Origin of the sequence: Pseudoalteromonas sp. RB2-MNA-CIBAN-0110 (genome assembly GCF_040309305.1) — a bacterium.
Taxonomy (GTDB): Bacteria; Pseudomonadota; Gammaproteobacteria; order Enterobacterales; family Alteromonadaceae; genus Pseudoalteromonas; species Pseudoalteromonas arctica.
On the sequence record NZ_JBEOOQ010000008.1, the window covers coordinates 74,524 to 98,151 of the forward strand.

Genomic DNA, 23,628 nt, shown 5'->3' on the forward strand with positions numbered 1-23,628 from the left:
CATCTAGAGCTTTAAAATACTTTGACTTATCAAAACGGATAACTTACTCTTTTAGACGTCTACACATCCAAATTAATCAGGTGACGAATATGAGCGAAAAAAACAAAGCGACCATTGCTGTACGTAACGGCGTTGATGCTGATAAACATCATGGTGCGGTGGTACCGCCAATTTATTTATCGACTACTTATTCGTTTGCCGACTTTGATACTAAGCGTGAGTATGATTATGGTCGTAGCGGTAATCCTAATCGTGATATTTTAGCTGAGACGCTTGCTAAGCTTGAAGGTGGCGCTCGTGGCATAATTACAGCTACAGGCATGGCTGCCGTGCATTTAGCTACTCAGCTACTTAATAGTGACGATACGTTAGTAATTCCACATGATTGTTATGGTGGCAGCTATCGTTTATTTACATCTTTACAAAAACGCGGACTACTAAAGCTCGAAATATTAGATTTAACAAAAGAAGAAAGCCTTCAACAAATTTTAGTAATTAAACCAAAGCTTATTTGGATAGAAACCCCAAGTAACCCAGTACTTCGTTTAACAGATATTAAAGCGGTTACCGATGTGGCTAAGCAATGCGGTGCATTGGTGGCTGCAGATAACACGTTTTTGTCGCCTGCCTTACAAAACCCTATTAAGTTTGGTGTAGATATTGTGGTGCATTCAACCACTAAATACATTAACGGACACTCAGATGTAGTAGGCGGCGCTGTTATTGCAGCAACACAAAAGTTAGGCGATGAGCTTGCTTGGTGGGCTAATAACATTGGTATTACGGGTGCGCCTTTTGATAGCTATTTAACGCTTCGTGGTTTACGTACTTTAAATGTGCGCCTAAGGCAGCATCAAGAAAATGCACTGGCAATAGCTAAGTATCTTGAAAGCTCTGAATATGTAAGCCAAGTTTACTACCCAGGTCTTGAGTCACATCCTCAACATGAGCTGGCTAAAGCACAGCAACTTGGTTTTGGTGGCATGGTGAGTTTTGATATTAAAGGCGATATAAATGACGCTGCGGCATTTTTAACTAGTCTTAAAACGTTTAGTTTAGCTGAGTCACTAGGTGGCGTAGAGAGCTTAATTTGTCACCCTGCAACTATGACGCACGCAGGTATGGAGGCAACAGCACGTTTAGAAGCGGGTGTGGGCGATACGCTTATTCGTATTTCGGTAGGTATTGAAGATATACACGATTTAGTCGCTGATTTTGAGCGAGTGTTTGAACTTGTAAAACCAGGGCAAAATAAAAATGTTGGCCGTGTAGGCAAAGGTGCAGGCACTTCTGGTGGGAACGTTAAATTAAGTGCAGCCCGTCCGGCGCTTTGGTGATTAATATGGTCAATTGTGTACATAAATTTGGTGGTTCAAGTTTAAGCTCAAGTGAGCGATACCAAAGCGTAGCAAAAATAATAATTACACATACTCAAGCGGGTGATTGTGTGGTGGTATCGGCTGCGGGTAAGACAACCGATACGCTAGTATTACTTTGGCAAAGCTATCAAAAACAAGATACTCAAGCAGTAGCTGATATTTTACTGCAGTTAAATAACCATCAAAGTGATTTAATAGAGCAGCTATTAGAAGCCGATTTAAAACGAAGTGCACTTAAAACACTAAGTATCGAACTTAGCTATATTGCAGAACTTGCTCAAGCTGAGCAGCTAAAAGAGGCTGCATTACTTGCACATGGCGAACTGTGGTCAGCACGTTTACTCGCTACTTATTTACAGCAGCTAAATATTGAGGCATGCGCTCAAGATGCGCGTACTCTTTTTACCTTAAATGATGGCGAATTAATGCATGCGCAAAATGCGCAGCAATGTGGGCAGTTAATTTTGCCTAATAAAATAAATGTTGTTACTGGGTTTATTGCAGCAGATATCAAAGGCGAGACAGTAACGCTTGGGCGAAATGGCAGTGACTACAGTGCAACACTACTTGCAAATTATTGCAATGCTAAGCAAGTATGTATTTGGACTGATACACAGGGAGTGTATAGCACTGATCCTCGAAAGGTAAAAAAAGCGATTAAATACGGCAAAATTTGCCGTGGGCAAGCTAATTTATTAGCTCGTTTGGGTAACCCTGTATTACATGCAAAAACACTATCGCCACTTAAAAACACAGATATTAAGCTAGCTGTTCGCAGTAGTTTTGACGTACAAGCAAGTCCAACAGATATAGTCAAAGAAGGTTCAGCGAAGAAAAAGCGCTTTATAACCACGTTGCAAAATGTTGACCTATTAATGGTTGAAGGATTAAGTGAAGGTGAGGTTGCAAGTGTTAGTCAGCTTATTCAGCATAGCCTTCATCACTTTAACCATAATGGTGAAGTGTATTTAGTAGTACCTGCAGCACAAACTTATCTGGTTATTAATTATTTTGCGGGTAGGGCAAATATTAGCGAGTCAAATTTAAACGGTTGTGCAATTGTAGCGCCTGAGCAAGACGTTAATACATTAAGCTTACAAGCATTAGATTTATTAAAACTCCACAGCATAAAACCTCGTTTTTTCCATCAAGATACTGGCTATGCTTTATTGCTTACCGATCAATTTATAGATAGTGATATACAAAGTGCCTTACACGATAAGCTAATTAATAAAGGCCAAGAAATCGCAATTATAGTTGCGGGGCTTGGTAACGTTGGCGACGTTTTCATTAAACAGTTATCGGCACAATTTGAGCGTTTATCGGATGACTTTAGTATTAAATTAGTCGGTCTAATTCGCTCTAAAAAAATGCTGTTTAATGCAAGTGGTATTAATACACAGCAATGGAAAACTCAATGGCAGCATGAGGCAAATAGCTATCAATCTGCAGATTTACTGAATGCTATAAATGAGCTCGATTACGAGCATAAAATTGTAATTGATATTACCGCAAGTGAACAATTTAGCTTGTTATATCCAGACTTTGTAGATAGAAACTGTCATTTAATTAGTGCTAATAAATACGCTGGAACAGCACCGACTACTTGGTATAAAGCACTTCGTAGTAATATTACAGAACGTAATTTACATTGGCGATATAACACCAGTGTAGGCGCTGGCTTACCTATTAACTTTGCTTTGGCTGATTTGCAAAATAGTGGCGATAAAATAACACGTATAGAAGGTGTTTTCTCAGGCACGCTTTCGTGGTTATGCAGTAAATATGATGGAACAAGGCCATTTTCTGAGTTGCTACTGGAAGCTCAGAAAATGGGATTCACAGAGCCAGACCCTCGCGAAGATTTATCTGGGCGAGATATGCAGCGTAAGCTACTTATTTTAGCTCGAGAGCTAGGTGTTGAGCTTGAACTTGACGATATTAGCTTATCGGCATTGATGCCAGATGAACTTGCGCTGGGAAGTTGGGATGACTTTTTAAATAAAAAAGCACAGCTAGACGCGTTCATCGAAGAGCATGCAGTGACAGCAAAGTCTAAAAATTTAGTACTTAGATATACGGGCTTGTTAGAAATCACACAAGGTGAAGTAATTGCTAAAGTGGGAATAGCGTATGTGCCTAATGGCGATGCGTTAGCAAACCTTACACCTGGCGATAATATTTTTGTAATTAATAGCAAATGGTATAGCGATAACGCATTAGTGATTCAGGGGCCAGGAGCGGGTAGAGAAGTGACCGCTGCGGGTGTGCACTCTGATTTATATTGGCTTGTTCAAAACTTAAAATAAACATTTGGTTTAAACAAAAACAGCAGCTTAAATAAGCTGCTGTTTTTGTATTACATACACATTATTAAAATAGCTCTTCTTCTGTTTTAGTGTCTTCTTCAAATATATCGTTAGGCTGAGATAGCACATATTTTGTAGGTGCGGTGCCTTTTTCGAAGTATTCAAAGCGGCTAGTGTAGTCATTTTTATGACTCAATAAACCAGTAGCTAAATCAATACGAATAGAAACAAGCCCTTCAGGTGGTTCAATGGGGGCTTCTGGTGCGCCTTCAAGTGCTACGGCCATAAAGTCATTCCATGCAGGTTGTGCTGTTTTAGCTCCCGATTCAGCGCCTGATATTTGACCACTGTCGAGATTGTTGTTATACGTTGATCTACCTAAGGAGTTACCTGGATTATCAAAGCCGACCCAAACAGATGTCATTATGTTACGGTTAAAGCCACTAAACCAAGTATCTACAGAATCATTAGTTGTACCTGTTTTACCTGAAAGATCACGACGCTCTAAAGCTTGTGCTCGCCAACTTGTACCACTCCAACCCGTTTTGTGAGCCCAACTACCGCCACCCCAAATTGAACTATGCATGGCGTCTGCGATTAAAAATGCATTTTGCTTAGAAATAATTCTCGGCGCACATTTTTTCGTTTGCTCCATTTCATCATCACTATTATGCATCGAGAGAGCATTGTGTGTTGGCAAAGGCTCTTCGTCACAGGCAAGAGCAGGGTTTGCTTTAAACAATACATTGCCGTAAGCGTCTTGAATTTCTGAGATAAAGTAAGGTTCAATTAAATGACCGCCATTGGCAAATGTGCTCATGCCTCTTGCAAGTTCAAGCGGGGTAATAGAAGCACTACCCAGTGCTAATGATTCACTACGATTAATGTCAGCGTCTTTAAAACCAAATTTTAGTAAGTGATCAGCTGTACGTTGCAATCCAACACCACGTAATAAGCGCACCGAAATAACGTTTTTAGACTGTGCTAAAGCACGGCGAATTCGAATAGGACCGTTGTAAACAGCAGGGCTGTTTTTAGGGCGCCATGCTACGCCTTGGCTCTTATCCCATTGGTTTATAGGTGCATCATTTAATATAGACGCAAGCGTGTAACCTTTTTCAAGTGCTGCTGAATATATAAAAGGTTTTATATTAGAACCCACTTGACGCTTAGCTTGTATCGCTCGGTTGTATTGACTTTGCTCAAAGCTGTAACCCCCTACAATAGCTTTTATTCTACCGTCTTGTGGATCGAGGGATACAATAGCGCTTGATGCTTCTGGTATTTGGCTTAATAAGTAGCTGTTATCTTCGTTTTGACGTACCCATATTTGCATACCTGGCGTTAAAATATCAGTAGCTGCTTTTGGAGCAAAGCTTTGGCGGTAGCGAGTAATATACTTACGCGCCCATTTTAAACTATCCCAACTGAGAGTTGTTTGCTCACCGTTTTTAAGTAGTACTGTAGCTGTTTTATTATTAACACTGAGTACTGCTGCAACTTTTAAAGTGCCTAACTCATTTACGCTCTGTAATTTATTGAGTATTTGTTGCTCAGTTAAAGCTGGTTGTGTTTCAGGATTCCATAAAACATCAGTTGGACCTCTAAAACCATGACGCATATCGTAACTGTGTAAGTTATTTACAAGTGCGTTTTGCGCTGCTTTTTGAACCTTTGACTCTACTGAGGTAAAAATTTTAAAACCAGAGTTGTAGGCTTTATCTACCCCATAGCGCGAAACCATTTCAGCGCGCACCATTTCAGAGATATACGGTGCGTATAAGTTTATTTCTGCACCGTGAAAATAAGCTGTAATAGGTTGGCTAGTTGCTTCGTTATATTGCTCTTGTGTTATATAGTCTTCGGTCAGTAAACGGCCTAAAACTACATTTCGGCGCGCTTTTGCACGCGTTGGGTTACGAATTGGGTTTAAAGCTGAAGGTGCTTTAGGTAAACCTGCAATCATCGCCATTTGCGCAAGTGTTAAATCTTTTAGCTCTTTACCGTAATAAACTTGCGCTGCTGCACCAATACCGAAAGCACGATTACCTAATTCTATTTTATTAAGGTAAAGCTCTAAAATTTCGTCTTTTGTTAACACTCCTTCAATATGAAGCGCTATAAATATTTCTTTAACTTTACGGATATACGCTTTTTCGCGTGTTAAAAAGAAATTACGAGCAAGCTGCATAGTAATAGTACTTGCACCTTGTTTTTTCTCGCCAGTAGATATAAGAACAACAGCCGAACGTACTATACCAATAGGGTCTATGCCTATATGATCGTAAAATCGATTATCTTCTGTCGCTAAAAATGCATTAATGAGTGTTTGAGGAATTTCATCAATAGTCACTGGAATACGACGTTTTTCACCAAATTGATTGATTAAAAGCCCATCTTTAGTGAATACTTGCATAGGAGTTTGTAATTGCACGTCTTTTAAAACTTGCACACTGGGGATATCAGGTTTAACGTAGTAATAAAGACTGATCAAAGTAATCAGACCAATTAACACACAAATGATAAAAAATTGTAAAGTTCGTTTTAATAAAATCACTTATATTTCCCTAAATGGACTCCCAATTGCGAGTTTTGACTGCTAGTATATATTGATTAAAAAATGAATAATATTTTTTCATATAAAAATTATAACTTGTTTATTATTAAAACAAAGGCCAAGTTGAAACATGCTAAGTCAACTATTTCAAAAACCGTCCCAAATGATGGTAGGAATTGATATTGGATCACACTCTATTAAGGCTGTGCTTTTACGTGAAATTGAAACTGGATTTCGACTCGAAGCACTTGCAATTGAGCCGATGCCAAAAGGCGCAATGAGTGAGCGCACAATTCAAGATATTGAAGCGATTGGTAACGTAATTACAAAATTAAGAAAAAAATTACCAAAGTCGTTAAAATCTGCAGCAGTGGCTGTTTCTGGCCAAACAGTCATTACAAAAGTGATCTTCATGGATGTATCGTTAACTGATGCTGAACTTGAGTCGCAAATTGAAATTGAAGCCGATAGTTTAATTCCATATCCTCTTGATGAAGTGAGCCTCGACTTTGAGAAGCTTTCGACGAATGAGGCCGATCCTAGTAAAATGAATGTTTTGCTTTCAGCTGCTCGTACTGAGAGTGTAGAAGCGCGTGTTGGCGCTTTAGAAGCTGCAAATTTAGAAGCTAAAATAGTTGATGTAGAAAGCTATGCATTAAGTCGTGCAATGGATGTGTATTACCAACAATTACCTAGCGACGCATTTAATAAATGTGTGGCTGTGGTTGATATTGGTGCGGTTTTAATGCTCGTGAGCGTTGTTCAAGCAGGGGAAACAATTTATACACGTGACCAAGTTTTTGGTGGCGACCAATATACAAATAGTATTGTTGCTTATTATAATAAAGGATTTGATGAAGCTGAAATTGGTAAAACATCAGGTGATTTACCGCCAAACTACACATTTGAAGTATTAGCCCCTTTTCAAACTTCGTTACTTCAACAAGTGCGACGCGCGGTGCAAATGTTTTTAACAACCAGTGGCAAAGAGCAAATCGACTATATTGTATTAACGGGTGGTACATCGATGATTAAAGGTATTGACCGATTACTCATTGAAGAACTAGGTATTCACTCTGTCGTTGCTGAGCCTTTTGAAAATATGGAAATTTCTCCAAAAGTAGATCGTAATGTAATGCAGCGTCACAAAACGCAGTTTGCAATTGCGACAGGGTTGGCATTAAGGAGCTTTTCAACATGCCACATATAAATCTACTTCCTTGGCGTGAATCGCAGCGCGAAGAATCGAAAAAGAAATTTGTAACTATACTTATTGGTGTCGTTATACTTTGTTTTGCGAGTATGTACTTATTAAGCTCTTTTTATAGTGCATTAAAAGACGGTCAAAACTTAAAGAATAACTATTTAAGCTCAGAAATTAGCATGCTAGATAAAAAAATAAGTGAAATTAGAAGTTTAGATAAAAGAAAAGAAAACTTACAACAGCGTATGAGGCTCATTGAAGAATTACAAAGCAGCCGTAATTTGGGTACGCAAATAATGGATGAAGTTGCCAAAATAGTGCCGGGTGGGGTTTACTTAACAAAACTCGAGCGCAGAGGCAGCCAAATACATGTATTGGGACGCAGTGAATCTAATAATCGTTTATCAACAATGCTGCGCCAAGTACAAAGCTCATATTTACTAGAGAATCCTTCAATGCAAGGCATTGTTGCAGGCGATCAATCTTCGCGTTTACTTAGTGATTTTAATATGGAATTTTACGTAAAACCATTTGATAAAATTGGTGAGGTTAGCGATGAGCCTTGATTTTAAAGCACTGAGTGAAATTGATTGGAATGAAATAGAGCTCGATAACATTGGCGATTGGCCTATTGCAGTTAAAGCAATTTGCTGTACGTTTGTTGCCGGACTTGTATTGTTTTTTAGTTATAGCCTATTAGTTTCTGATGAAATTGATAGTTACCACAGTGCAGTTGCGAAAGAGGTCGAGTTACGCACAACTTATCGTACTAAATACGCAGTCGCGAGTAAGCTTGAGATCTACCGTCAACAAATGATTGAAATGGAAGATAAGTTTTCACAATTATTAAAACGTTTACCTACCTCTAACGAAACCCCTGGTTTACTTGATGATTTGTCGTATGTTGGCACAACAAGTGGTCTGACTTTTTTAAAAATAGGTTGGTTACCAGAAGTCGAGAAAGAATTTTATACTGAATTACCGATTAAAATAGAAGTGATAGGGACCTACCATGAATTTGGTGAGTTTGTGGGTAAAGTAGCTCAGTTACCACGAATTGTAAGCTTACATGACTTTTCTATTTTATCATCGGGCGATAAACAGTTAACATTTAGTGTTGTTGCAAAAACATATCGTTATGAAGAAGGGGTTAAAAAATGAAGCTCCTTCGCGTAGTACCTGTAGTAATGGTGTTTGTTTTGAGTGGTTGTAATGATGATACATCTGAGCAAAAAGAATTTATTGATCAGGTAAAAGCAAGCACAACACCAAAGGTTGAATCAATTCCTGAGCTGACAAAGTTTGAAATATTTGAGTACAGTGCTGGTCAGCTACGTAGCCCGTTTGTAGCGCCTCAGCCTGAGATAATCCAAAATAAATTAACGCAAGTAAAAAACTGTTTGCACCCAGATCAAGAGCGTCGCCGCGAACCGTTAGAAAAATACCCGCTAGATAACTTAGCAATGAAAGGCACAATTGGTTCTAGTGGACAAATATGGGCATTAATAACAGCAGCTGACGCTACTTTGCATCGTGTAACGGTAGGGAATTACCTTGGTAGTTATGATGGCAAAGTAAAAACGGTAAGTAACGACTATATAGAGTTAGTGGAATTAATCCCTGATGGGTCTGGCTGTTGGAAAGAGCGCTTGACTAAATTAGAAATGTTAGAGGCGGCAACAGATGGCGCAAATTAATAATAAAAAAGGTAAAAATAGCATGCATAAGGATGTACTTTGGCTTCATCGTATTTCACGAACATTACTGGCTGCTGTTGCTTTAGTCACTGTAAATTCAGCCGTTGCAGGGCCGTTACTTTATGATGTTCGTTATAATCCATTACTTAAAGGCGAAACTGAGTTACAGCTTGTTTTTGATGAAGAGTTAACGCTTGAGCCAAAAGTTCAGGTGTTTAATAGCCCAGCCCGAATCGAAATGTTTTTTGATACCGCAGAGTTAGAGGTTGGTTTAAATGATGTTGAAGTTAATCAAGCTGGAATTAGCAGTGTTACTAATGTTTTAACTAACAGTGGTTTAAAGGTAACAGTAAACCTCGATAGATTAAAAATTTATGAAACTGAAGTTCATAACAACTTAGTATCAATACGCGTGTCTGATAATCCTCTTACAGAATCTGAAAATGAAAATGAAAATGTAGCGATGGACTCAGGTGACGTAAGTGGAAATTACATCAACCGTATCCAATCAATTGATTTTAGACGTGGTGAAAAGGGCGAAGCGAAAGTACTCGTATTTTTACAAGACACTCAAGCTGCAATTGAAGTTCATGAGAGTGGCGGGAAAATTTATGCTGACTTTCATCACACCGATATTTTAGATGACCTACTTTATGAATTAGATGTATTAGATTTTGGTACTGTTGTAAGTAATATCGAGACTTTTAAAGAAGACGGATTAAGTCGTGTTGTTATTGAGCCAAACGCTCAGTTTACATTTACGTACCAGCAAATAGATAATATTTTAACGCTGACGGTAGAAAAAGATGAAACGCAAAACGCCTATTTAGATGGTGGCGTTGAGTATCAAGGTCGCCCTATGACCTTAAATTTTCAAGATATCTCTGTGCGAGCAGCACTACAAATTATTGCGGGTTATAACGATTTTAACTTAGTAACCAGTGATTCAGTGACCGGTAATATAACACTGCGCTTAGATGGCGTTCCGTGGGATCAAGCGCTTGACGTAGTATTGCGTATTAAAGGGCTAGACAAACGCATGGATGGCTCTATTTTAATGGTAGCGCCTGCAGAGGAGCTTGCGGCACGTGAAGCTAAAGATTTAAAAGCTAAACAGCAAGTTGAAGACTTAGAACCACTCTATAGTGAATACATTCGATTAAACTATGCTAAAGCCGAAAATTTTGCTGACTTATTAAAAACAGATAGGAACAGTATTATAACTGCCCGCGGTAGTGTATCGGTTGATCAGCGTACAAATACTTTATTGGTAAAAGATACTGTAAAGAGTATAGAAAACATTCGCCGGATGATAGAAACACTCGATATTCCGGTACAGCAGGTTGTAATCGAATCTCGAATGGTAACTGTGCGCGATAACGTTACTGAAGACTTAGGCGTACGCTGGGGGTTTAGTGATCAAGGCAGTAGTGTTGGTATTTCTGGCTCCCTTGAAGGCGCAGAAGGTATTTATAACGCGACATCAACTTCAAATGCGCCAAGTATTTCAGATCGATTAAATGTAAATTTACCAATTTCTAATCCTGCGGCCAGTATTGGTTTGCACATAGCAAAGTTGGCTAACGGTACATTAATTGATTTAGAGCTAAGTGCTCTTGAAGAAGAGAATAAAGGCGAAATTATTGCTAGTCCGCGTATCATAGCGGCTAATCAGCAAAAGGCGCGAATAGAGCAAGGTACTGAAATCCCTTACACTGAGTCAGCTTCAAGTGGTGCTACTACTGTAAGCTTTAAAAAAGCGGTACTAAGCTTAGAAGTGACACCTCATATCACACCTGATAATAAAGTAATTCTAGACTTAATTATTACTCAAGATACTCGTGGTGATACTGTACAAACGGGAACAGGTGAAGCAGTGTCTATTGATACCCAAGAGATTCAAACTCAAGTGTTAGTTGAGAATGGACAAACCGTAGTACTCGGTGGTATTTTCCAGCAGCAGATCATTAATACTACGAGTAAAGTGCCAATTTTAGGTGACATTCCTTACGTAGGAAGACTATTTAAAACCACAAGTGAGTTTAATGAAAAGCGTGAATTACTTATTTTTGTGACACCAAAAATACAAATTGATTAAAATACAGTGGTTTTATGTTAACCAACGGGTGATTATTTAGATTAATTGCTCGTTATATGGCTTTTTATGCTAATTGACTTGAAATACCCCCGCAATTACTGAGATAATCCCCTCCTTAATTTTGGGGCCAGGTCGTTAGGCGGGGTTTTATTTCAAATTTTAGAGTTTGTTTGTACTAAAAGATATGGCTGAGAAACGTAATATATTTCTAGTTGGCCCCATGGGGGCTGGCAAAAGCACGATTGGTCGTCACATCGCTGACCAATTACACCTTGAATTTGTTGATTCTGATCAAGAAATCGAACGCCGCACAGGTGCAGATATTGCATGGGTATTCGATCTTGAAGGTGAAGAAGGCTTTAGACTTCGAGAAGAGTCTGTTATTGGCGATTTAACCGAGATGCAAGGTATTGTACTTGCTACCGGTGGTGGTTCAGTAATGAGCAAAGAAGTTCGAAACAAGCTTTCGGCTCGAGGTATCGTTGTATACCTAGAGACACCTATAGAGAAGCAAGTTGCACGCACGCAACGCGACAAGCGTCGCCCATTACTGCAAACTGAAGAAGCACCTCGTAACGTACTAGAGCGCTTAGCAGAAGAACGCGAGCCACTATACAAAGAAGTTGCTGATTTTGTTGTACGTACCGATGAGCAAAGCGCTAAAGTTGTTGCTAACCAAATCATCGAGAAATTAGATTTTTAAAAACCAATAATAAAGGAATAGCCAAGCATGCTTAAATTAACTGTTAATTTGGACGAGCGAAGTTATCCTATTTATATTGGGCAATCTGCACTTCAAGATAATGGCCGCCTGGTTCACCACATTGGTGATTGTCGGCCTATCATCATTACTAATGACACAATAGCGCCTTTATATTTGCAAAGGTTACTTGATTCATTAGCTGATCTAAATCCGCTATCTTTTATTATTCCTGACGGTGAGCAATATAAATCACTGGAATGGTTTGAAAAAATATCAGCATTTTTACTACAAAATAACTGTGGCCGAGATACGTGTTTAATTGCGTTAGGTGGCGGTGTTGTAGGTGACCTAACTGGTTTTGTAGCGGCTTGTTATCAGCGCGGCGTACCGTTTATTCAAATACCAACGACAGTGCTTTCACAGGTTGATTCATCGGTAGGTGGAAAAACGGCAGTAAATCATCCGTTAGGTAAAAATATGATAGGGGCATTTTATCAGCCTCAAGCGGTTTTTATTGATACGCAAACATTACACACTCTACCTGCACGAGAGTTTGCAGCAGGTATGGCTGAGGTAATTAAGTATGGTCTGATTTACGATACCGAATTATTTGCCTATTTAGAGCGAAATGTGACTAATTTACAGCAACTAGATGAAGCATGCTTACAGCATATCATTTTTAGATGTTGTGAAATAAAAGCGCTTATAGTTGCTCAAGATGAAAAAGAACATGGCTTACGGGCTTTGTTAAACTTAGGCCATACATTTGCCCATGCAATTGAGGCACAGATGGGTTATGGCGTTTGGTTACACGGCGAAGCTGTTGCAACAGGAATGGTATTAGCAGCTAAACTTGCCAAGACACGCCAAGATTTAAGCGCAGATGAAGTTGATCGAATTATTAAGCTGCTTGAGCTATATAATTTACCAACAGAAATTCCAAAGCAAATGACTAGCGAGCAGTTTTTAACGCATATGCGTAAAGACAAAAAGAATAAAAAAGGCACTATCCGCTTTATTCTACCTACCCAATTTGGCCAGTGTGCATTAGTTGATAATGTATCTGATGATCAAGTTAGAGACTTAATCGAGCAGTAAATGCAGTCACAAATTTTACCAAGCCGTGCGGCTTTGGTGGATAGAATCGCACTGCAATTTGAGTACGGGCAAAATTTAATTGTTTTACTTGGCACTTCTGGGCTAGGTAAAAGTTATATGCTCGAAACCTTCATTACAGATAAATACAACGACTTTAATAAAGCCTTCGTGCAAGTAAGTGCGCAAATGACTGATGCTCAGCTAATGAGTGAGTTATTAGAGCAAAGCTTTAACTCTCCCCTGATTGATCATAACTTAAGTTTACCTGAAAACTATTACCAATTACTGCAGCAGCAACCATGCGGGCCATGTTTATGGGTACTTGATGGCGGTAGGCAATTATCTGATGAGATGTTAATTGAGCTTGAGTTACTTTCTAAAAACAGCCCAAATACGCTATATATTATAATAGCTTCACAGTCTAAACTGGCTTTAAATAACGCTGTTGAAATTTATCTGGAGCCGCTAACGCTTCGAGAAAGCAAGATGTTATTGCAGTGGTACTTTACAGACTTACCCTATGATGAAGACCCTGTATTTAGTACTTTTTTAGCTGAGGCTCACGGTAATCCCAGCTTATTGCTTGCTTGGCAACCTAGTGAGCACATAGCCGATATTATTGTTAAAGACAAAGTGTCTTGGCGATTACACTTATTGATTTTGATGTTGCTGATTATGCTTTTAATTATTGGTCTGCTTTATAAGTCGGATATGACGCAGTGGTGGCAACAGTATTATCAGCAAGAAGAAACACAAGTAGTAAATACAGCAATATCTATAGAGCAAGTAAGTGAGCCGGCTATAAAGAAAAATGACTCAATAATTAACTTAAATGAACTTGAAGTAGTTGAGCCAGATATTAAGGCAGAGCGTGTACACATTAATGATGTGCCTGCCATAATGCAAAGCCTTACCGAACCTGGCAACACAGTTAACGTATTAGACAATGATGTTGATGATAGTACTAATAATAAAAGCAGTGTATCAAGTGACGTTAAATCTGAAGCTCTAAAAGTAAATACAGCAGAGCAAACTCAGATCAGCCAAGATAATATATGGTACATGCAGCAAATAGATACAAATAGTGTTATTCAATTATTAGCCGTAACTCAGCAGGAAGTTAGCGATAATTTTATTGCTCAATTCAATCTACAGCAGCAAACTCATACTTACCAAACAAAGCGAAATAATAAAATATGGTGGGTTGTTACATTTGGCAGTTTTGAAAGTATAAACGAAGCAAAATCAGCAATGGATACTTTATCTGCTGAGGTTAGAAAAAATAAACCTTTCTATAAAAAAATTAGTAAAATAAAGCAAGAAATAGCACTCGTTGATCAGTAAAACACACTGCTTTAGTGTAAAATCGCGCAACACCAGATTGAAGTAAAGAGCCAATGCAGCAAAAGAGTAGAGCCTTCCTTAAATGGGCCGGCGGAAAATACAGCCTAGTTGAAAATATTAATGCGCGATTAAACCAAGCTAGCAAGCATGCTGATACGTTGGTTGAACCTTTTGTTGGTGCAGGCTCTGTGTTTTTAAATAGTGACTTTAAACACTATATTCTCAACGATATAAATGCAGACTTAATTAACTTATACAAAGAGCTAAAAAGCTCTCCAGATGAGCTGATTAGTGACGCTAAAAAGTTATTTGTAGATTTGAATAATCACGCAGATGCTTATTACGAATATCGTGTGCAGTTTAATCAAAGTCGTGATGTATATGAACGTTCAATATTGTTTTTATACATGAACCGCCATGGTTACAACGGACTCTGTAGGTATAATTTAAAAGGTATTTTTAATGTGCCTTTTGGTAAATATAAAAAGCCTTACTTTCCTGAAAAAGAAATGTATTTTTTTGCTGAAAAAGCACAAAAAGCAACCTTTACCTGTTTAGATTACGATGATGTTTTTAAGTTAGTGCCTAACAATGCAGTTATTTATTGCGACCCACCTTATGTACCATTAAGTAAAACCGCTTCTTTTACGTCTTACGCTAAAGGGGGGTTTAATTTAGATGATCAGGCTAATTTGGCTAATCTGGCTGAGAAGGCTGCCTTTGAAAATGATACACCAGTGCTTATCTCTAATCACGATACCGTATGGACTCGAAAAATTTATAGCCAAGCATCACTTGACCAAATTCAAGTAAAGCGCACTATTAGCCCCAAAGGTGGCTCTAGAAATAAAGTTGACGAGTTGATGGCTATGTATTTAGCACCCAAGCAACCACAGCGTAAATTGCGATAACAAAAGCAATAAATAGTACAACCGCAATTAGGATGATAGAGACAGGAGAGTGTTGTTTAAAATCGACTTGGCGTTTATTTTCAGATTGAACACCAAAAAATGCTGCTAGCACACTTTGCAACGCACTAAAAAATTGCAGCATTATTTAAAATAAAGGTTTTAAAGATGGAGTGTTTTTAGAATCATCAGAGCTAGTAAGTAGCTCTAGTAAATCGAGGTAATGAAACTGAGCACTACGGCTATCGCCAGTTAACCACGAAAACCACGATGACTCTTCTTCAGCTTTAATACACGTGATTGTAGTTAATGTGTTTTGAGCACTTACCACTTGTGTATTATGACAATTACCCACTGAGCTTAATTCTTGCTCAGAGCTTGAACCAAAGCTAAACGCCCCGATAAGCAGTAATGCCGACGCAATTAATATCCCAGTTTTAAAAGCACGCATGATGAAATCCAATAATTTGTTACTTTTTTAATCATAGCAAATATTGATTAAATATCAAACTTAAAGTTACCTGAAATAGGGGCTATTACGCCATATTACTTGGGTAACATCTTCAATTAAGTTACATTAACGCAATACACTATTTATTGATGGAGTTAATCATGTTTAACCCAGAGCAAAAATATTTAATAGCCCCTTCTATCTTGTCTGCTGATTTTGCAAAACTAGGCGAAGATGTTGATAAAGTACTCGAAGCGGGCGCTGACGTGGTTCACTTTGATGTAATGGATAATCACTATGTACCTAATCTCACAATTGGTCCTATGGTGTGTAAAGCACTAAGAGATTACGGCATTACAGCACCTATCGACGTACATTTAATGGTTAAGCCTGTAGATAGTCTTATTCCATTGTTTGCAGAGGCTGGCGCATCAATTATTACTTTTCATCCAGAAGCCAGTGAGCACGTCGATCGTACAATACAGTTAATAAAAGATCACGGCTGTAAAGCAGGCTTAGTGTTTAATCCTGCTACAAGCTTAAGTTATTTAGATCATGTTATTGATAAGCTAGATACCATTTTACTTATGTCGGTTAACCCAGGTTTTGGCGGGCAAAGCTTTATCCCTCATACGCTTGAAAAATTACGCCAAGCTAAGCAACGCATTATTGAATCGGGTCGAGATATTCGCTTAGAGGTTGATGGTGGCATTAAAGTCGATAACATTGCAGCAGCAGCACAAGCGGGTGCTGATATGTTTGTTGCAGGCTCAGCTATTTTTAACCAACCAGATTACAAAGTTGTGATTGATCAAATGCGTGAGCAGCTTGGAAGTGTTAAGTAATGAAATACGATATAGCCTTATTTGATTTAGATGGTACCTTAGTTGATAGCGTTTACGACTTGTATATTGCTATTAACCTAACCTTGAGTGATCTCGCTTTTCCTATTGTTAGCCAACGCTTGGTCGAAAGCTGGGTCGGTAATGGGGTTGAAGTCCTCGTTAAACGCGCTTTGAGTGGTGATATGCAAGTGAGTGAGCATCTAGATGAGTCACTTAGTAGTAAAGCAATATTACAGTTTTATAAGCACTATGAACAACAAGTTGGTGAGTATAGTGTTTTGTACCAACATGTAGAAACCGGGCTTGCAGCACTTCGTGGTATGTCTAAAGCACTAATCACTAATAAGTCTCGAGTATTTACAGAAAAACTACTTGATAAACTGGCACTAACGAGTCATTTTGATGTGATTGTATGCGGTGACGATATGGCAAAAAAACCATCGCCAGAGCCATTGCTATTTGCCTGCAAAAAACTAAATGCAGAGCCTAATAAAGCAATAATGATAGGGGATTCTAAAAACGATATACTTGCAGCTAAAGCCGCTAATATAGACGTAATTGCACTTAGTTATGGCTATAACCAAGGTGAAAATCTTAAGGATTATAATCCACAGTACCTATGCGATCACTTCTTAGATATAATACCTGTTCTAACGCAGCGTTAAATATTATTAATTAAGCAAAATAAAGGAAAATCATGAGTAAACCAGTAGTTTTAAGCGGCATTCAGCCAACCGGTGGTATGACAATAGGCAACTATGTTGGCGCTATTAACCAGTGGCTAAAGTTACAGGAAGACCACGAAAGTTTCTTTATGTTAGTAGACTTACACGCTATTACGGTTCGCCAAGAGCCTGAATTACTGCGCTCTCGAGTGTTGGATGGTATTGCTCTTTACGCGGCATGTGGCATTGATCCTGAAAAATCTGCTTTATTTGTACAGTCACAAGTACCTGAGCACGCACAGTTAGCGTGGGTATTAAATTGTTACGCGCAAATGGGTGAGCTTAATCGAATGACTCAGTTTAAAGACAAGTCATCTAAGCATGCAAATAACGTAAACGTGGGCTTATTTTCATATCCGGTATTGCAAGCTGCGGATATTTTATTATACCAAGCTGATCAAGTCCCCGTTGGTGAAGATCAAAAGCAACACTTAGAGCTGACTCGCGATATAGCCACACGCTTTAATAATTTATACGGCGACGTATTTAAATTACCAGAGCCGTATATTCCACAGTTTGGTGCACGCGTAATGAGCCTGCAAGATCCACTTAAAAAGATGTCTAAGTCTGACGAAAACCCAAATGGTTACATCATGTTATTAGATGAGCCTAAACAAATTGTGAAAAAGCTTAAAAAAGCAGTAACAGATTCAGATGAGCAAGCGCGCATCTATTTTGATCGCACAGAAAAGCCTGGCGTATCAAACTTGCTTACTTTATTGAGTGTTGCAACTAAGCGCTCAATAGAAGACCTAGTTCCTGAGTATGAAGATAAAATGTATGGCCATTTAAAGAAAGATACAGCAGATGCAGTTGTAAACATGATTGAGCCAATTCAAGCTCGCTTTAAAGAGATCAGAGAAGATCAAAACCTACTTAATAGCATAATGAAATCAGGTGCTGAAAAAGCAAGTGTACGTGCTGAGAAAACATTGAAATCGGTATACGATGCGCTTGGTTTTATTCCTCGCGGTTAAATTATAAATAAATTTAAAAACAAATATGCCGCTTTACTAAGCGGCATTTTTTATATAATACTGATTAATTGAGTTATATTTTATATAGAAGCTTATTTGCCCGCCACTTTATAACTCTAAAGTACTTAACACCGACTTTCCTTATGGTGGGTAAGCAAAACCTCTATTTACTTAATAGAGGTTTTAGGTAATGCCCAGTATGTGAACGCTCACATTCAGCTACTTCTTCTGGCGTGCCTGCAATGAGTATTTCACCACCGCCAGCACCGCCTTCAGGTCCTAAATCGATAACCCAATCTGCTGTTTTAATTACATCGAGGTTGTGCTCAATAACAACAATTGTATTGCCGTGATCGCGCAGACGATGAAGTACAACAAGCAGCTGTTCAATATCAGCAAAGTGTAAGCCTGTTGTTGGCTCATCTAATATGTAGAGCGTTTTACCAGTATCACGCTTTGATAGCTCGCGTGCTAATTTTACACGTTGCGCCTCACCACCAGAGAGAGTAGTAGCGGCTTGACCTAAACGCACGTACGACAAACCAACGTCCATCAGCGTTTTAAGCTTACGCGCAATAGCTGGTATTTTATCAAAGTAGTCATGAGCGTCTTCAACAGTCATCTCAAGCACTTGGTGTATGTTTTTACCTTTGTATTGTACTTCGAGGGTTTCGCGGTTATAGCGTTTACTCTTACATACATCACACGGTACATACACATCAGGTAAAAAGTGCATTTCAACTTTAATTAAGCCGTCACCTTGGCAAGCTTCACAGCGTCCGCCTTTAACGTTAAAGCTAAAGCGACCTACTTTGTAGCCACGTGAGCGCGCTTCTTGTGTACCTGCAAATAACTCACGAATGCCGGTAAATATACCTGTGTAGGTTGCCGGATTTGAACGCGGAGTACGACCAATTGGGCTTTGATCAATATCGATCACTTTATCAAAATGATCTAAACCACTAATTGATTTATAGGGTGCCGCTTCGGCAGTTGTTGCGCCATTTAGCTCTGTATGAGCAAGTTTAAATAAAGTGTCGTTTATTAACGTTGATTTACCCGAGCCCGATACACCTGTCACACAGGTCATTAAACCAAATGGGATTTTTAAATCCACATTTTTAAGATTATTACCCGTTGCGCCAAATAGCTCTAGCCATTTGTCGTTTGTTGGGTGACGTTCTTTTGGTATTTCTATTCTACGTACGCCTGATAAAAATTGGCCCGTAACAGACTCTTTGCTTGCTAAAATATCGTCGCGTGTACCTTGCGCAATAATATGCCCACCATGAACTCCCGCGCCTGGACCAATATCAATAATATGGTCAGCGGCACGAATAGCATCTTCATCGTGCTCTACCACAATAACGGTGTTACCTAAGTCACGTAAATGGACCAGTGTTTGTAGTAAGCGGTCGTTATCGCGCTGATGTAGCCCAATTGATGGCTCATCTAGTACGTACATTACACCTACAAGGCCTGCACCAATTTGACTCGCTAAACGAATACGCTGAGCTTCACCACCTGATAGTGTGTCGGCGCTGCGCTCAAGTGATAAGTAATTTAGGCCAACGTTAATTAAAAACGATAAACGGTCGCGAATTTCTTTTAGTATTTTTTCAGCTATTTGGCCTTTTTGTCCGGTTAGCGTTAACCCTTCAAAAAACTCCATAGCTTCACCAATACTCATGCACGTGATTGCAGGTAAGTTGGTTTTTCCAATAAATACATTTCGAGATTCTTCGCGTAAACGCGAGCCATTACAGCTAGGACATGCTTGGCTTGTTTGGTATTTAGCAAGTTCTTCGCGTACTGAGTTTGACTCAGTTTCGCGGTAGCGGCGATTCATGTTGTTTAACACGCCTTCAAACTCATGATTGCGCGTAATTAAATCGCCACGGTCGTTACGGTAATTAAATGCAATTTTAGTGCTACCAGAGCCATCTAAAATAATTTTTTTCGAGTCGCTGTCTAAATCTTGATAAGGCACATCTAAATCAAAATTGTAATGATCCGCAACCGCTTGTAGCATTTGATAGTAATAAAAGCTGCGTTTATCCCAGCCTTTAATTGCACCGCCAGCAAGACTTAACTCTGGGTTATGCACTACGCGATTAGGATCAAAATATTGACGTATACCTAAACCATCACAGGTTTGGCACGCACCAGCAGGGTTATTAAACGAAAACAAACGCGGTTCTAGCTCAGTCATTGCATAGCCACAAGTAGGGCAGGCAAAGTTTGCTGAGAATAGAATTTCTTCAGCGCTGCTATCATCCATGTATGCTACATGTGCAACGCCGTTAGACATTTCAAGCGCAGTTTCAAATGACTCTGCTAAGCGTTGTTGTAAGCCATCTTTTACTTTAAATCTGTCTACAACAACTTCTATTGTATGTTTTTTATGAAGCTCAAGTGTTGGTGGATCAGATAAGTCACATACTTCACCGTCTATACGGGCGCGAATATAACCTTGGCTTGATAGCTGCTCTAATAACTTAACATGCTCACCTTTACGCTCTTTTACTATAGGCGCAAGCAGCATTAATTTACTGCCTTCAGGCAGTGCCAAAACAGTATCTACCATTTGACTAACTGTTTGCGCAGCAAGTGGTAAATCATGTGTAGGGCATCGTGGTTCGCCAACACGGGCAAACATAAGTCGTAAATAATCGTAAATTTCGGTAATAGTACCCACAGTGGATCGTGGGTTATGAGACGTTGATTTTTGCTCAATAGAAATTGCAGGAGAGAGGCCTTCGATGTGATCTACATCAGGCTTTTCCATAAGCGATAAAAATTGTCTTGCATACGCAGAAAGTGATTCAACATACCGGCGTTGTCCTTCTGCATAAAGTGTATCAAATGCAAGTGATGACTTCCCCGAACCAGATAGACCAGTAATAACTATTAATTTATCACGTGGGATGGTTAGGCTGATGTCTTTTAAATTATGCGTACGGGCGCCTCGGACTTCAATGTTTTCCATGCTATCTCGTTTATTACCAAAATTATTTACTCAGTATCGCATAATACGAAGCAATATTAATCCTTGATCAATGAAAAATCCTTACTTATAGGCGATTAATTATTGCCAAGCTTATGGTAGAATCCCAACCTCAATTTTTCATAGAGTAAGATCACGCAGATAATGACCGCATCTTCACTTAATTCACGAGAAAAACGCGCCGCAGTATCGCTGGCGAGTGTGTTTGCATTTAGAATGCTCGGCTTGTTTATGCTGATGCCTGTATTGGCTATTTATGGACAATCGCTTGAAGGTTTTTCGCCTATTTGGATTGGTTTTGCCATTGGTGCGTATGGTTTAACGCAAGCTGTATTGCAAATACCTATGGGTCGATTATCCGATAAAATTGGTCGTAAAAAGGTTATTGTTGGTGGCTTAGTCGTATTTGCTATTGGCTCTGTAGTTGCTGCATTAGCTGAATCTATTCAAATGGTTACCGTAGGCCGCGCTCTACAAGGTATGGGCGCAATAGCCAGTGCGCTACTCGCGTTTGCTTCAGATTTAAGCCGCGATGAGCAACGACCAAAGGTAATGGCCGTTATTGGTATGAGCATAGGAATGAGCTTTGCCTTTGCTATGCTACTTGGGCCAATTGTTGCAGCTTCGTGGGGTATTGCGGGTGTATTTTGGTTGACTGCTATTTTAGCTGTTTTTGGTATATTTATAGTGACTATGCTAGTGCCAAATGCGGTAAATAAAGCGCCCAAAGGCGATACATTAGCAAGCTTTAGCGACATTAAAAAACTAATTAAGCACCCTCAGTTAGCACGATTAAATGCAGGTGTATTGCTATTACACTTAACGCTAACCACAATATTTGTCGTACTGCCGAGTCAATTAATTAAAGATGGCTTAGTTGCCGACCATCACTGGTATCTATATATTCCAGTGCTATTTTTAGCATTTTTATTAATGGTACCAATAATGATTGTAGCCATTAAAAAAGAGAAAGAAAAACAAGCATTTATTGGCTCAGTAGCCTTGTTAACTATTAGTATGCTAGCAATGTCGGTATGGGTTAATAGTGTAGTAGGCATTGCTGTGTGTATGCTGCTTTATTTTGTGGCGTTTAACTTTTTAGAAGCCACTATGCCTGCGCTTGTATCGCGAATAGCACCTGCAAGCCAAAAAGGTTCAGCAATGGGTGGCTACTCATCTAGTCAGTTTTTAGGCGCCTTTTTAGGCGGTATGTTAGGTGGTTATGTAGCACAAACTACAACGACGCAAGCTGTGTTTGCGGCAGCGGCACTTGTTGGGTTAATATGGCTTATTATTGCGTGGAAAATGCAAGTCCCACCCAAAAGTAAAGTTATTAGTTTAATGACCAAATTAGATTCTGAAGAGCATGCTCAAACACTTGCTTCTCAGTTAGTTGCTTTACCAGGTGTAATAGAAGCAACTGTGGTTCGCGATGAAAGTCGCAGCTATTTAAAGATTAATGATAAAGAATTTGACCTAGACCAAGCACGTAAAGTAGCTGGTTTAATCTAACATTTATAGGAGATGGTTCCATGGCACGCGGTGTGAACAAAGTAATTTTGGTTGGTAATTTAGGGCAAGATCCTGAAGTTCGTTATATGCCTAACGGCAATGGTGTAGCAAATATTACCTTAGCAACTTCGGATAGCTATAAAGATAAAAACACTGGCCAAATGGTTGATAAAACTGAGTGGCATCGTGTTGTGTTCTTTGGCAAATTAGCTGAAATTGTTGGTGAATATTGTCGTAAAGGTTCACAAATTTATGTTGAAGGTAAGCTTCAAACACGTAAGTGGACCGATCAACAAGGCCAAGAAAAATACACTACAGAAATAGTTGTAGATGGCTTTACTGGTCAAATGCAAATGTTAGGCGCACGTGGTGGCGATCAACAAAGTGGTGGTTACCAAGGTAATCAGCCGCAAGGTGGACAACAAGGTGGTGGTTACCAAGGTAATCAGCCGCAAGGTGGTCAACAAAGCGGTGGTTACGGTCAAAATAACCAAGGCCAAGCCGCACAGCAAAGTGGCTATAATCCGCAGCAACAAGCCGCACCAGTAGCACAACCAAAAACGGCTCCAGCACCACAGCAGCAAAGTAATCAATATCAGCCGCAAGGTGGTTATGCACCACAGCAAAAAAGTGCACCACAACAGCAAGGTGGTTTCGCTCCTAAACCACAAAGTGCTCCGCAAGGTGGCGCATCAAACCCAATGGAACCAACCATTGATTTTGACGACGATATCCCGTTCTGACGGTTACCAGAGATGTAACTTTGTAAAGTTTATATCTTAAAGTATTAATTAATAAGCTAATATTTAAAAAG

20 protein-coding genes are annotated in these 23,628 nt (G+C 39.3%); 16 read left to right on the forward strand and 4 right to left on the reverse strand.

Annotated elements, in window-relative coordinates; translation table 11 throughout:
• The first annotated feature begins 89 nt into the window (after window positions 1–89).
• Complete coding sequence (metB, locus tag AAEY68_RS06450; RefSeq protein ID WP_024594432.1) at window positions 90–1,337, forward strand: cystathionine gamma-synthase; 1,248 nt, start codon at window positions 90–92, stop codon at window positions 1,335–1,337.
• A gap of 5 nt (window positions 1,338–1,342) precedes the next feature.
• Window positions 1,343–3,688 (forward strand): bifunctional aspartate kinase/homoserine dehydrogenase II, encoded by a 2,346-nt coding sequence (gene metL, locus AAEY68_RS06455; protein WP_024594433.1) that lies wholly within the window; start codon window positions 1,343–1,345, stop codon window positions 3,686–3,688.
• 64 nt (window positions 3,689–3,752) lie between these two features.
• Here metL and AAEY68_RS06460 read toward each other — a convergent pair whose 3' ends face one another.
• Window positions 3,753–6,245, reverse strand: a complete 2,493-nt coding sequence (locus AAEY68_RS06460; protein WP_024594434.1) for a penicillin-binding protein 1A — start codon at window positions 6,243–6,245, stop codon at window positions 3,753–3,755.
• 130 nt (window positions 6,246–6,375) lie between these two features.
• Here AAEY68_RS06460 and AAEY68_RS06465 point away from each other — a divergent pair, with 130 nt between their 5' ends.
• The 9 genes from AAEY68_RS06465 to AAEY68_RS06505 all read left to right on the forward strand — a co-directional run bounded on the left by AAEY68_RS06465 (window position 6,376) and on the right by AAEY68_RS06505 (window position 15,300).
• Window positions 6,376–7,455 carry a pilus assembly protein PilM gene (locus tag AAEY68_RS06465; RefSeq protein WP_024589891.1) on the forward strand — a complete coding sequence of 360 codons (1,080 nt, stop codon included), beginning with the start codon at window positions 6,376–6,378 and terminating at the stop codon, window positions 7,453–7,455.
• Window positions 7,443–8,015: a PilN domain-containing protein gene (locus tag AAEY68_RS06470; RefSeq protein WP_007586268.1), complete on the forward strand. Its 573-nt coding sequence runs from the start codon at window positions 7,443–7,445 to the stop codon at window positions 8,013–8,015. Before AAEY68_RS06465 ends, AAEY68_RS06470 begins: the two co-directional genes overlap by 13 nt.
• A complete protein-coding gene (locus AAEY68_RS06475; RefSeq protein ID WP_007586270.1) occupies window positions 8,005–8,610 on the forward strand; it encodes a type IV pilus inner membrane component PilO in 606 nt (201 codons plus the stop codon). Before AAEY68_RS06470 ends, AAEY68_RS06475 begins: the two co-directional genes overlap by 11 nt.
• Complete coding sequence (locus AAEY68_RS06480) at window positions 8,607–9,146, forward strand: pilus assembly protein PilP (protein ID WP_007586272.1); 540 nt, start codon at window positions 8,607–8,609, stop codon at window positions 9,144–9,146. The genes AAEY68_RS06475 and AAEY68_RS06480 overlap by 4 nt, the downstream gene beginning before the upstream one ends.
• Window positions 9,133–11,244 carry a type IV pilus secretin PilQ gene (locus AAEY68_RS06485; RefSeq protein ID WP_350585698.1) on the forward strand — a complete coding sequence of 704 codons (2,112 nt, stop codon included), beginning with the start codon at window positions 9,133–9,135 and terminating at the stop codon, window positions 11,242–11,244. The genes AAEY68_RS06480 and AAEY68_RS06485 overlap by 14 nt, the downstream gene beginning before the upstream one ends.
• Before the next feature lie 184 nt (window positions 11,245–11,428).
• Window positions 11,429–11,947, forward strand: coding sequence for a shikimate kinase AroK (gene aroK, locus AAEY68_RS06490; protein ID WP_004589350.1), 519 nt, complete (start codon window positions 11,429–11,431; stop codon window positions 11,945–11,947).
• A 27-nt stretch (window positions 11,948–11,974) separates the two neighbouring features.
• On the forward strand, window positions 11,975–13,045 hold the full coding sequence (gene aroB / locus AAEY68_RS06495; RefSeq protein WP_010553793.1) for a 3-dehydroquinate synthase: 1,071 nt from the start codon (window positions 11,975–11,977) through the stop codon (window positions 13,043–13,045).
• Window positions 13,046–14,389 carry an AAA family ATPase gene (locus AAEY68_RS06500; protein WP_024594435.1) on the forward strand — a complete coding sequence of 448 codons (1,344 nt, stop codon included), beginning with the start codon at window positions 13,046–13,048 and terminating at the stop codon, window positions 14,387–14,389.
• Window positions 14,390–14,442: 53 nt separating this feature from the next.
• Window positions 14,443–15,300: a Dam family site-specific DNA-(adenine-N6)-methyltransferase gene (locus tag AAEY68_RS06505; RefSeq protein WP_007586285.1), complete on the forward strand. Its 858-nt coding sequence runs from the start codon at window positions 14,443–14,445 to the stop codon at window positions 15,298–15,300.
• On the opposite strand, the gene AAEY68_RS06510 is transcribed toward AAEY68_RS06505, so the two are convergent.
• Complete coding sequence (locus tag AAEY68_RS06510) at window positions 15,257–15,442, reverse strand: DUF2970 domain-containing protein (RefSeq protein ID WP_007586286.1); 186 nt, start codon at window positions 15,440–15,442, stop codon at window positions 15,257–15,259. The two genes, AAEY68_RS06505 and AAEY68_RS06510, sit on opposite strands and share 44 nt — an antisense overlap.
• Window positions 15,443–15,445: 3 nt before the next feature.
• Complete coding sequence (locus tag AAEY68_RS06515) at window positions 15,446–15,748, reverse strand: hypothetical protein (protein WP_010553790.1); 303 nt, start codon at window positions 15,746–15,748, stop codon at window positions 15,446–15,448.
• A 161-nt stretch (window positions 15,749–15,909) separates the two neighbouring features.
• Here AAEY68_RS06515 and rpe point away from each other — a divergent pair, with 161 nt between their 5' ends.
• From rpe to trpS, 3 genes are read left to right on the forward strand one after another with little or no spacing between them, the layout of a single operon-like run.
• Window positions 15,910–16,593, forward strand: coding sequence for a ribulose-phosphate 3-epimerase (rpe, locus tag AAEY68_RS06520; protein WP_007586288.1), 684 nt, complete (start codon window positions 15,910–15,912; stop codon window positions 16,591–16,593).
• Window positions 16,593–17,258: a phosphoglycolate phosphatase gene (locus AAEY68_RS06525; protein WP_024594436.1), complete on the forward strand. Its 666-nt coding sequence runs from the start codon at window positions 16,593–16,595 to the stop codon at window positions 17,256–17,258. Before rpe ends, AAEY68_RS06525 begins: the two co-directional genes overlap by 1 nt.
• 32 nt (window positions 17,259–17,290) lie before the next feature.
• Window positions 17,291–18,295, forward strand: coding sequence for a tryptophan--tRNA ligase (gene trpS / locus AAEY68_RS06530; protein ID WP_007586290.1), 1,005 nt, complete (start codon window positions 17,291–17,293; stop codon window positions 18,293–18,295).
• A 163-nt stretch (window positions 18,296–18,458) separates the two neighbouring features.
• On the opposite strand, the gene uvrA is transcribed toward trpS, so the two are convergent.
• A complete protein-coding gene (gene uvrA / locus AAEY68_RS06535) occupies window positions 18,459–21,284 on the reverse strand; it encodes an excinuclease ABC subunit UvrA (protein WP_024594437.1) in 2,826 nt (941 codons plus the stop codon).
• A gap of 162 nt (window positions 21,285–21,446) precedes the next feature.
• On the opposite strand from uvrA, the gene AAEY68_RS06540 reads away from it, so the two are divergent.
• Both AAEY68_RS06540 and ssb read left to right on the forward strand, forming a co-directional pair.
• The gene (locus AAEY68_RS06540; RefSeq protein ID WP_024594438.1) at window positions 21,447–22,814 is read left to right on the forward strand and encodes an MFS transporter; all 1,368 of its coding nucleotides are present in this window, start codon (window positions 21,447–21,449) and stop codon (window positions 22,812–22,814) included.
• A 20-nt stretch (window positions 22,815–22,834) separates the two neighbouring features.
• On the forward strand, window positions 22,835–23,557 hold the full coding sequence (gene ssb, locus AAEY68_RS06545) for a single-stranded DNA-binding protein (RefSeq protein ID WP_350585699.1): 723 nt from the start codon (window positions 22,835–22,837) through the stop codon (window positions 23,555–23,557).
• The last annotated feature ends 71 nt before the right edge of the window (window positions 23,558–23,628 follow it).